Source organism: Paraburkholderia sp. RL18-085-BIA-A (genome assembly GCF_046027075.1).
Lineage (GTDB): Bacteria > Pseudomonadota > Gammaproteobacteria > Burkholderiales > Burkholderiaceae > Paraburkholderia.
In genome coordinates this window covers 1-10,241 of sequence record NZ_JARESU010000211.1, presented here as the reverse complement: position 1 = coordinate 10,241, position 10,241 = coordinate 1, and the positions used below count along the sequence as shown (strand labels likewise).

At 59.7% G+C, this 10,241-nt stretch carries 9 protein-coding genes and 5 pseudogenes; 5 read left to right on the top strand and 9 right to left on the bottom strand.

Annotated features, from left to right (window positions below; translation table 11 throughout):
- Positions 1-342 (top strand): annotated as a pseudogene (locus P0D89_RS48405) (IS1634 family transposase); the annotation flags it as partial.
- A 258-nt stretch (positions 343-600) separates the two neighbouring features.
- On the opposite strand, the gene P0D89_RS48400 reads toward P0D89_RS48405, so the two are convergent.
- On the bottom strand, positions 601-1,017 hold the full coding sequence (locus P0D89_RS48400; RefSeq protein WP_408369484.1) for a hypothetical protein: 417 nt from the start codon (positions 1,015-1,017) through the stop codon (positions 601-603).
- On the opposite strand from P0D89_RS48400, the gene P0D89_RS48395 reads away from it, so the two are divergent.
- Positions 979-1,311 (top strand): hypothetical protein, encoded by a 333-nt coding sequence (locus P0D89_RS48395; RefSeq protein ID WP_408369487.1) that lies wholly within the window; start codon positions 979-981, stop codon positions 1,309-1,311. The genes P0D89_RS48400 and P0D89_RS48395 overlap by 39 nt on opposite strands.
- 64 nt (positions 1,312-1,375) lie before the next feature.
- Here P0D89_RS48395 and P0D89_RS48390 read toward each other — a convergent pair.
- A pseudogene (locus tag P0D89_RS48390) lies at positions 1,376-2,130 on the bottom strand (trypsin-like peptidase domain-containing protein).
- Between the two features lie 85 nt (positions 2,131-2,215).
- Here P0D89_RS48390 and P0D89_RS48385 point away from each other — a divergent pair.
- Positions 2,216-2,848: a class I SAM-dependent methyltransferase gene (locus tag P0D89_RS48385; protein WP_408369490.1), complete on the top strand. Its 633-nt coding sequence runs from the start codon at positions 2,216-2,218 to the stop codon at positions 2,846-2,848.
- 155 nt (positions 2,849-3,003) lie between these two features.
- Here the strand turns inward: P0D89_RS48385 and P0D89_RS48380 are convergent.
- The 3 genes and pseudogenes from P0D89_RS48380 to P0D89_RS48370 form a co-directional block, all read right to left on the bottom strand.
- Positions 3,004-3,735: pseudogene (locus P0D89_RS48380) on the bottom strand (IS6 family transposase).
- A 192-nt stretch (positions 3,736-3,927) separates the two neighbouring features.
- Positions 3,928-4,125: a hypothetical protein gene (locus P0D89_RS48375; RefSeq protein WP_246217543.1), complete on the bottom strand. Its 198-nt coding sequence runs from the start codon at positions 4,123-4,125 to the stop codon at positions 3,928-3,930.
- A gap of 627 nt (positions 4,126-4,752) precedes the next feature.
- Positions 4,753-4,896, bottom strand: a pseudogene (locus P0D89_RS48370) (RES domain-containing protein); the annotation flags it as partial.
- Between the two features lie 614 nt (positions 4,897-5,510).
- On the opposite strand from P0D89_RS48370, the gene P0D89_RS48365 reads away from it, so the two are divergent.
- Positions 5,511-6,713, top strand: a complete 1,203-nt coding sequence (locus P0D89_RS48365; protein WP_408369494.1) for an NAD-dependent formate dehydrogenase — start codon at positions 5,511-5,513, stop codon at positions 6,711-6,713.
- 231 nt (positions 6,714-6,944) lie between these two features.
- On the opposite strand, the gene P0D89_RS48360 is transcribed toward P0D89_RS48365, so the two are convergent.
- The 3 genes and pseudogenes from P0D89_RS48360 to P0D89_RS48350 all read right to left on the bottom strand — a co-directional run bounded on the left by P0D89_RS48360 (position 6,945) and on the right by P0D89_RS48350 (position 8,665).
- A complete protein-coding gene (locus P0D89_RS48360; RefSeq protein WP_408369497.1) occupies positions 6,945-7,145 on the bottom strand; it encodes a TonB C-terminal domain-containing protein in 201 nt (66 codons plus the stop codon).
- A gap of 95 nt (positions 7,146-7,240) precedes the next feature.
- On the bottom strand, positions 7,241-7,489 hold the full coding sequence (locus P0D89_RS48355; RefSeq protein WP_408369500.1) for a hypothetical protein: 249 nt from the start codon (positions 7,487-7,489) through the stop codon (positions 7,241-7,243).
- A 366-nt stretch (positions 7,490-7,855) separates the two neighbouring features.
- Positions 7,856-8,665, bottom strand: a pseudogene (locus tag P0D89_RS48350) (IS5 family transposase).
- Positions 8,666-9,576: 911 nt separating this feature from the next.
- On the opposite strand from P0D89_RS48350, the gene P0D89_RS48345 reads away from it, so the two are divergent.
- Complete coding sequence (locus tag P0D89_RS48345; protein ID WP_408379042.1) at positions 9,577-9,807, top strand: ribbon-helix-helix domain-containing protein; 231 nt, start codon at positions 9,577-9,579, stop codon at positions 9,805-9,807.
- Here P0D89_RS48345 and P0D89_RS48340 read toward each other — a convergent pair.
- The coding region (locus P0D89_RS48340) for a hypothetical protein (RefSeq protein WP_408369509.1) at positions 9,779-10,241 on the bottom strand (463 nt) is incomplete at its 5' end. The genes P0D89_RS48345 and P0D89_RS48340 overlap by 29 nt on opposite strands.

Genomic DNA, 10,241 nt, shown 5'->3' with positions numbered 1-10,241 from the left:
ATGCTCGCTTACTACGTCGAGTGGCACATGCGCGAGAAGTTAAAGCCGATGCTGTTTGACGATGAATACGTCGAGCAGGCACGTGCTACCCGCGCGTCGCCAGTGGCCAAGGCACGACGCTCGGAGCAGGCGAAAGCCAAGGACGCCACCAGACTGGGCGAGGACGGCTTGCCGGTCCATAGCTTTCGCACCTTGCTCGATGATCTGGCTACGCTCGCGTACAACGTCTGTCACACCCCCCTCAACCCGCAAGCGAAGATCGTCATGATCACGCGGCCGACGCCCGTTCAGGAAAAGGCCTTCCGCCTGCTCAACGTCAGCCCTGTCGCCTGTACCCAGTAATCGCTTCGCTCGCGCGCACATAACCGTGATAAATCAAAGGATTATGCGTGCCGGCGCTCAAAGCTCGGGCTAATAAAGGTTGTGCCCACATAGCTGCCAAATGGGCGTGGTTCAGAATCGGCCGAATTTGGGTGACACGGACGAGCGTCGTCGTCCCGCCTGTTAAGGCCAGATTAGCTAGCAATGCAATTTAAATGGAGGTCGTGGACCTCCCCGCTTCAGGTCCGCTGTGGCTGAAGAGGGCCGAGTCCGAGCAGCCTACTGGTTGCGGGTTTTTCCGCCACCTGAATTTGTCGGGAAGCCGTTGTGGGAATGCCTTTCGCCAGTATCGTGCGAATTCTTTAGAATCCGGTTCCTTTGGCGGTTGATATGGCGCGAGGTCAGCAGCGGCAAGGGATTCCAGTGAAATTGAGCGATGCGCAGTTCGAAGAATTTGTCTTGCCCCATCTCACGCATGGGTGCCGCGGACCGGCACCGAAGCTGCCCCTGCGCACGATCTTCAACTACATCCTGAAAGTGCTTTATCTGGGTTGCCAGTGGAAGTAACTGCCGATCGAAACGGATCAGGTGGGTTGTCCTCAAATTCACCATACGAGCGTCTACCGCGCCTTCCGGCGCTGGGAAGCGCACGGCTGCATGGACGCCATTCTGCTCGGTTCGGTATGCAAGCTTCATCAGGACCAGCTCCTCGATACCTCAATCATTCACGGCGATGGCACGACAACGGCGGCAAAGAAAGGCGGCGACAACATCGGCTTCAGCGGCCACAAGAAAATGAAGGGCGACAAGGTCGTCGCATTCTGCGACCGCAACTGCAACGTGATCGCGCCGTTTGTTTCGGCCCCCGGCAATCGGAACGAATCACCGCTGCTGCGCGAGGCCTTGCCGCAGCTCACGCGGATTGCCAAGGCGATTGGCCTCGATCTTCGTGACACCATTGGTTCGTCCGAAGCAGTTTCGCGTGCTTGAATCTTCAATGTCTATGGGACAGTTCCCAAAAGCCAGCGGCAGAGGCCGTTCCCGACTCCATGCGTCAGCGGTCCGGTGCCGCTGGCATCGAACGCGCCAGCGCCGAGACTTCCGTGAGCGTCAGGAGGATGTCGGCATACCAGGCGCAGTTCAGCCCGAGCGCCTCGTCGAGTTCCACGTCGCGCGAGCCCACGTCGAGCCGCGCCGAGTGAACGCCGAGCAGCATCCACGGCAGGTCGCCCAGCGCCGGATTTCCGCCGGCCACGCGCTTGACGACGGGCGCCCCGCTGGTGCCCCGGTGCGTACGCGCATCGGTCAGGAAGTTCGCATGCCGAATGAAGACGCGATGACCGCCTGGCGCACGACTGGCAGGTGGTGCAGCGTGTCATGGAAGCCGAGCGGAAAGCCCACGACCAGCAGCGCGGTGCCGACCTCCACCTGGTCGAGCGACGCATGCAGGTGAGCGGGCGTGAAGGCGCGGTAGGCCATCCGCCGGGGCAGCGCGGAGCGCTCGAGCTCGATCACCGCCACGTCTATTTCGCCCGCGGTGTCGAGCCCCTGGCGCCAGATGCTCTTGCCGTTGCGGTACAGTGGAATCGAGAACCCGGTGGATCCCGCCATGTTGTCCGGGTCGACGTGCAGCTCGATCTCGAGGCGATCAGGGAAATGCTTGCTGGGTTCGTCGATCACGACGTGCCGGCTGGTGACCAGGAACAGCCGTTCATCGCGTTCGAAGAAAAAGCCGCTGGCATTCGTCAACAGCCGTTGACCCTCGAAGGTGGAGACGCGCGAAGCGACAAGCAGAATGGATTCGATCATGGCGTGCCCGTGGGTCGTGGAGGCGGTCCACGCATTATGCGCGTACGCGCCCTGAATCAGCAGGGGATCCAGTAGACTGTCGCGCATGAAACTCCATCCGCACGACGTGGAAAAAATCGCCTCCCTGACGCTGGAGCATTACAACCTGCGCGCCGAGGATTTCCGCGAAGGAACCCGCGACCACGATGTCAGCCAGAACATCGCCGCACTATTGAGCCATATCGAAGGCGAGCCGCCTTTCACGATTCTCGATTTTGGCTGCGGGCCCGGGCGCGATCTCAAGGTATTCGCCGCGCTCGGCCATGTCGCGATCGGACTGGACGGCGCCGAGCGCTTCGCCGCGATGGCGCGCACCGACACCGGGTGCGACGTGTGGCAACAGGATTTCCTCAAGCTCGATCTGCCGGACGGGCGTTTCGATGGTGTATTCGCCAACGCGTCGCTGTTTCATGTGCCGAGCCAGGAGTTGCCGCGCGTCTTGCGGCAATTGCAGGCCACGCTGAAGCCCGGCGGCGTGCTGTTCAGTTCCAACCCGCGCGGCGCGAACGAGGAAGGCTGGAATCGCGGCCGCTACGGCGCGTACCACGATCTTCAAACGTGGCGCCGGGTCATGTCGGGCGCCGGGTTCGTCGAACTCGATCACTATTACCGGCCCGCAGGCTTGCCGCGTGTGCAGCAGCCGTGGCTGGCCAGCGTGTGGCGCAGGCCGGTATCGTGACAGACATCGCTTCCGCTTCCGGAACGGCAACGTTCAGCCCATGTGCCGCGCGGTCACGTTGACAACGTGCTTACGTTGAACCAAGATAAGCTCACATGGCACTGTCAAGTTGACGAGCGTAGGCTACATGTCTGCCTCAAGAGTAATTATCCTTATCAGATAACTCGGTGGGTTGCGGTTGATACAGTCCAGTCATGCCATGTGGCGAGGCGTTCTTTTAGTATGGCGCGATGACATGCCGCGTTCATCTGATGTCTGGGCAACGAGAAGTGCTGCCGGATCGGGCCGAAGCATGAAAGAAACGTCTGCGTGCGACGCACGTCACGAAAGCCGCACATCTGGCGTTCGCGCCTGCGGGTTGGCTGGTGGCTATTCTCGGCGCGGTTGTTCACGCGAGCAGCCGCTTTGACAAAAACGTGCTTTACGTGAGCGAGCTCAGGAATATCAGCTTTCGCCGCCGCATAACTGCGCAGTTGATCGGTAACGATCTTGCGCGGCACCGGGTTTGATCGCAGCACCCGCCGGAAGAAGCGCTTGGCCGCGGCCTTGTCGCGCCGCTTTTGCACCAGCACGTCGAGTTCGGCGCCATGCTCGTCGACCGCACGCCACAACAGATACGGCTCGCCGCGCAGTGTCACGAACATCTCGTCAAGGTGCCAGGTGCTGCCCGGCTTGCGCCGCACCGACGTGGCGCACTGGGCGAATCCCGCGCCGAACTTGTCGCGCCAGCAGCGGACCGTCTCGTACGTGACCACGACACCACGCTCAAGCAACAACTCCTCAACGTCGCGCAGGCTCAGGGTTGAACCGGAAATACCAGCGAACCGCGCAGCTGATGACGACGGCAGGGAAGAGGTACCGTGATAAAGCGATTTCGTTTTCTTCATCACTTCATTCTACCGCCGCCTCTCCATCAACCTGACAGAGCCTCCTCGAGCACCCAAAAAGACCGGTCAGCAACGCCACAACCGACTTTGACCCTGGAAGGCCGACCGCACCAAATATCGACTCGCCGGCTACCCGGACTGGCCCCATGTTTTTGCGCCGCTCGGGAAAGCGGCGCTGCGCATTAGGCTCGGTCAGGCGAAGAACACGAACGGCAGTGTCAGCATCAGGTAAATCGCAAGTCCGGTGGCTGGCAGGCCGGTGGCGATCGCGATTGCGGCGACTGCGCTTCCGATTAGCGCGAGCGCAACCAGCCGGCGTGAGGCAGCTTGCTGAGCGCTGACGCCTGCGCGTGGGCTTGTATCGACGCGATGTTCGTTGTGCGGTGCCATGCATTTTCGGATGTGCGGGTCAAACATGGCTATTACCCTCAAGACATATTCGTTGTTCCACGTACGCGCGTCCGGTCGTGGCATCGGACTGGAACGTCAAGAGCGTCTGCGGATGCAATCGATGTCGATGCTCTCATAATAGCCGTCCGCGCACCTGAAAGTTAGAAGGGCGCGAGCCTGGCGATCTGCAATCAGCTAATGCAAGCCCTGCGGAGAGAAGCAAAGCGGGCTAGGACTCGGTCGGCCCGCCTGGGCGGTAGCACGCTGTCATTGCTGGTCGCAACAGAACGGAACTGGCCGCGCTTGCGCTGCATTGGGTGTCTGTTTCCGAGACGATTGGTTTCGCGGAAGCGTAGCCTGCGGATCGCACACCGCGAACTGATCGTTGGGTCCAAGCTCATCCACGTAGAAGACAAGATTTACGCCGTCCGGCGACAGGCGTGACCGGAACAGGATCCCTTTCCCGCCAGTTGCAATCACCTCGTCACCGATTGTCCAGATCGGAGGCTCAATGCGCTGGTTGAACCAGCAGGCACGCCAGTCACAATAAAAATCCTCCCACAGATCAGACCAAGTGCCGCTCTGGTATCCGCTCGTGAAATCCACGATTGCGTGAACGGTCAACCGTTAACTGACAAGCGCGCCATGCGGCATCAATGGGGAAACCTGTTGATACTCCAGCACGGCGGTGTTGACGTCGAGCGCGAGGTACAGGGCATTGAGACCAATGCGGTTAGCGCGACCGCCATGCCTTCCGGCGCCAGCGCCGCTAGTCGGTGCATGCCGTCAGTCGTCGTTCCGGAACCGGTTTGATGCCGACCGGTGCAGGGTCGTACGCACAATAAAGGCCCCCGACAGCACAGCGGGTTCGTCCTCCCATCTCGGGACTCATGTTCGATAGCACCGCATCGCCGGTCAGGAAGCCGATCTCGCGCGGGTTGTCATAGTCCCGGAGGCATACACAGTGCTTGGAATCAGCGTCCAGCTTTGGGTTCGCGCCGGCAAACCGCTTGGACAGTTTTGTCGTAACTGATGGCATCGTTCATGACCGGGCGCAATTCGCGCCGGCTTCGTGCGCGATAAAAGGTGCTGAGCTGCCCGCAGGTGTAGTGGCTTGAGTCCCTGTGTGGACGCGAAGACAGACCGGCCACTATTGCGCGTGTTCGTCGATGAGGTGTTTTCTCGTTGAAACGCAGAGAAAACCAGGGCGTCCACGTACGTTTCTTGATGGCAGCCGTTCTCAACAGATACGAATAAAATACATTGGAGACGGGCCAGGTCCGGGAAGAGTGGCCCGCGCTGAACCGCTCGGGTGGCATACACGCGCGACTGCTGTAAGAGGCCATCGGAACGACGTGTTTCCATCAGAGTGGAGGGAGACAATCATGGCCAAGGTTCTATGCGTGTTATATGACGACCCCGTCGACGGGATACCTAAACAGTATGCACGCGACGACATCCCAACCATCACGAACTACCGTGACGGGCAAACAGCGCCTAACCCGAGTGCCATCGATTTCAAGCCAGGCGAGCTACTGGGCAGCGTGTCCGGCGAGCTTGGCTTGCGGGCCTTTCTGGAAGCGCAAGGCCATACGCTTGTCGTTACATCGGATAAGGACGGGCCTGACTCGGAATTCGAGCGCGAGCTTGTCGATGCCGAGGTCGTTATCTCTCAGCCGTTCTGGCCGGCTTACCTCACCGCGGAGCGCATTGCCAAAGCCCCCAAATTGAGGCTTGCGCTTACCGCCGGCATCGGCTCGGATCACGTCGATTTGCAAGCGGCCATTGAACGGGGCATTACTGTGGCCGAGGTGACCTTTTGCAACAGTATCAGTGTTGCCGAGCATGTGGTGATGATGATTCTGTCGCTAGTACGTAATTATCTGCCGTCCCATGAGTGGGTACTCAAGGGCGGGTGGAATATTGCCGATTGCGTCGCACGCGCATACGACCTTGAAGGAATGCACGTCGGCACCGTCGCTGCTGGCCGGATCGGCTCGGGTGTGCTGCGCAGGCTCAAGCCCTTCGATGTCAACTTGCACTACACCGACCGCCATCGTCTGCCAGCGCAGGTCGAACGGGAACTCGGCGCGACCTGGCATCCCGATGTCGAATCGATGGTGAAGGTATGCGACGTCGTGACCATCAACTGCCCGCTGCACCCGGAAACCGAGCATTTGTTCGATCAACGCATGATCGCGAAGATGAAACGCGGTGCGTACATCGTCAATACCGCGCGCGGCAAGATCTGCGATCGCGATGCAATCGCCCGTGCACTCGAAAGCGGCCAGTTGGCAGGCTACGCTGGCGACGTCTGGTTCCCTCAGCCGGCACCGCGTGATCATCCGTGGCGAACCATGCCGCATCACGGAATGACCCCGCACACCGCCGGTACCACGCTGTCGGCACAGGCCCGCTACGCGGCTGGGACGCGGGAGATTCTCGAATGCTGGTTCAGTAAGCGGCCGATTCGCCAAGAGTATCTAATCGTGGATGGCGGACGGCTGGCTGGCGCAGGCGCGCATTCATACAGCGCAGGTAATGCCACGTCCGGCTCCGAAGAGGCAAGTCGATTCAAGACTAAATAAGGCCTCATTGCACACTGGCCCGTCGGCGCAGGCCAACTGCTGCAATCCGGGAAAAGCACGAATCAGCTCCGTATGGAGCGATCTTTTAGTTGGATGGTTACCATAAAGACGGTGCTGAACTGCCCCGACTTTTCCAGACGCTCATCAATCGGCGCGTCCGAGCAGAGCGAAGGCCGCTTGGGTCGGGTGCTGCCAATCACGGATAGGCAGTAGGCGGCCAGGTCCAGTCATTCAGAAAACGCTTCGTGAATGCCCGAGCGGCATCGGATCGGACTTCTGCACGGCGCGCGCCGCTGCGTTGTCACACCCCGAATTGCCGCTCGGACGCACAATCCTGGCGTTCAGCACGCTATGGTCCGGCGCGCAGTCAATCGCCATCAGCGTCGAAATGACGACCCACGGAAGTTTCGTGCTGCGGTTGCTTTCAGGCATATTTCCACGCCGTTGAATGAAATGCGGCCGTTTGCGCCACGCTAGTCTAGTAGCATCCCGATCGCCAGCCGCATTGCTGGCTGAGTAGATCCGGTTCACCCGAACGCACCCTGCGTCAGGTCTTTCTCAAATTCGACCGTCCATGCGGTGCCATGTCCGATTTGGTATTCCCTTTCCTTGAGCGTCGACTTGCGAATGATGGTGACACAGCCCTGAAGAGGGTAGACCTCGTCCACGACGTCGGTCGTGTCGGTTTCCTGAAGCATAAAGTCGGTCTCGGGAAGCTGGTGACGCTGCAAGATGGCAACGAAATCCGCTTTTTCGTCCGGCGCGATCACTGACATTTGGCGCCCCCTATCGAACGCTCGACGTTTCCAAGTTAGCACAAGCGTCGACGCCGTGGCGGCGAGGCGCGCGTTCAGTACCTTGATGCAAGGAAGTCGAACTCGGTCGACCCAGTTTCGATTCGCACTCGAAGCCGGACCCGTCAGCGATCATCAGGCTTGGCCCAGGACATTGAGGAGACGCAGGGGACGCTGTCACGGACCGGCGCAATCGAGCCGCGGATGACCGGCGTAATGGGGTAATCGTTCGGATCGTGCGAAATCTGGCGGTAGTCGCATGCAGGGCCGCTTGCAGCAAGGCTCGGCGGCTCCACGGCTTTCGCGCAATCGGAGAATGTGCAAAACGTTGATCAATAAAAGGCCAGTTCAAAAAGGCTGGTCCGCTCGGCTGAAGATGTTCCAGCAGACCAGCGAGCAGGCTAATTTGAGGAATGCTTCGTGAATGTCAGAGCGGCGTTCGAACCGAATGCGAAGACGGCGGAAGCCATCGAGCCACGAGTGTCGACGACCCAACGGCATTTGCCCAGGCCGCTGCCGTGTTCGGTGCGGCGCCTGGCGATGACCGGCCGGATGCCGCGCTCGCGAAGTCGGCGACGATGCGCATCCGAATCGTAGCCGCGGTCGGCATAGATGACCTTGGGTTTGCGCAGTGGTCGGCCGCGTGTGCCGCGAATCGGCGGGATGGCGTCGACCAGCGGCAGCAGTTGGGTGACATCGTTGCGGTTCGCGCCGGTCAGGATCGCGCTGACCGGAACGCCGTTCGCGTCTACGAGGACGTGGTGCCTGGAGCCCGGTCGCGCGCGATCCGTGGGGTTCGGCCAGTTTTTGGCCCGCCCCAACGGCTCGCACGGACGATGAATCGACGGCCGCGCATGAGAGATCGAGCTGGCCGGATTCGCGCAGCTTGTCGAGCAGCAGTGCGTGCAGCTTGTCCCACACCCTGGCCTGCTGCCAGTGGTGCAGCCGGCGCCAGCAGGTGGCTCCCGAGTCGAATCCCAACCGGGTCTGCAGATGGTTCCATCGCATCCCTGTCTTCAGCACGAACTGGATGCCATTGAGCGCTGCACGGTCCGAGACTGGCAGGCGCCCAGGATATCGCTTGTGTCGCGGTTTGGGCGACGGAAATAGCGGTTCGATCAGTGCCCACAGTTTGTCATCGATGATGGGTGCTGGCATTCCTTGGTCCGTTGTTCAGGCATCCAAGGTTAACCGTTATGCGGAAAAGTAAACAGCCCTCCGCGGCTCTTTTTGAACTGACCTTTTAAGGATTTTCAGGATCAAGCCGTCAGAAATTGCACGAAAAGTGCAATTGTCCCGAGAAATACTTCGTTCGAAGAATTACTTCCCCCTAGATTTTTATTTTCGCAAGGCCCCCGATTCAAAAGTAGTACGTTTACATTACCTTGTCATATACTAGGTATTCCTAACCGTTTACATGTAGGGGTGTGTTATGAAGAAGCACGTATCTATGCATGTGGTCCTTGGCCGTCTCAGGGCTCTCTTGGATGACCCTGTCTTACCAGCACCAGCCCGGCGCACCATTGGCGAAGGGGTGCAGGAACTAGAAGCCGCTGCGGCTGCCATCAAGGCTGCACTAGTAGACGCTGAAGCTGCCATCAAGGCCGCACAAGTGGCAGTTCAAGCAGTTAAGGAAGCCCAGGCCCATGAGGACCGCACATAGGTTGCTTCCGGGTGAGGCGTTCCGCAGCTTCATGGTGAAGGCGGTAGGGCTTTCGCCTGCGATGCTCGCATTCAAGGAGTGGTGCCAGCAACCAGACCTTACCTGCCCGTGGGGTCTCAGGTGACGCTACTACCTTGCGCCCCAGGCGAGCAATGGCGGCGCATGCCGCGGTTCCCGGCGCATCTGGTCAGCGATAGCGGGCGCACATGGGCGCATGTAGGCCCCGCAGCTACACAAGAGGAGCAACTATGAAGCGCTATTCGATATGGATGGACGACGATACCTAGGAGATGACGACCGCCAAGCTGATAAGACAAGTACTGGATCGGTACATCGGGGCAACTGATATGCGCTTTGCGCAAGCCGTGCACAGCAAGCACGTAGGTCCTGATGAAAGAGAGAAATCATGAACACACTGACACGCGTATCGATGTACGTAGACGAATCGGAGTACAAGTGTCTTGGCGCTATCTCGAAAGTAACTGGCACACCAGTTGCCGGGCTGGTCCGTCAGGCCATCGACCAATGGCTCCGGCGGGTGCATGACGGGGAGGAGGAACTCCCCGGCTGGCTCACCCGCAGTCAGATAAACGCCGTTAATGCTGCGCTTAGAGTCTGTAAGTCCCACTCCAATTGACGCCGGGGAGAGTAGGACTGAGGAGGACAATGAAAAGCATGAGAAGCACATCGATGCGGGTGGCGAGTCGGGCAGCGATTCCCCTTAACCGCTCTTCAGGCTCAGGCGTCACGGCTGGCTCTTCTTCACTGGAGAGAGTCACTTCGATCCCGTCAAAGAAGGTCGTGAACTCGAAAACGGCCGCCGCGCGTGACTTACGAAAACTCCCATGTAAGTCCGCGCAACGAAGACACCACTGTACTGAGCACTTCCAGGCTGAGTGAACTGCTGTCGACCAACAGGAACAACGGCGAAGGGGAAGTCGATTCAGCGCGGACTCCTGCAACGAAAGCTGGATCGTCGTCCCGATCACAGGCACCACGCGACGATGGCGCTTCGCATAGGCCTTAACTTCTCGAAATTTCGGCGTCGTTTCTCTGAAATTCGACATCACC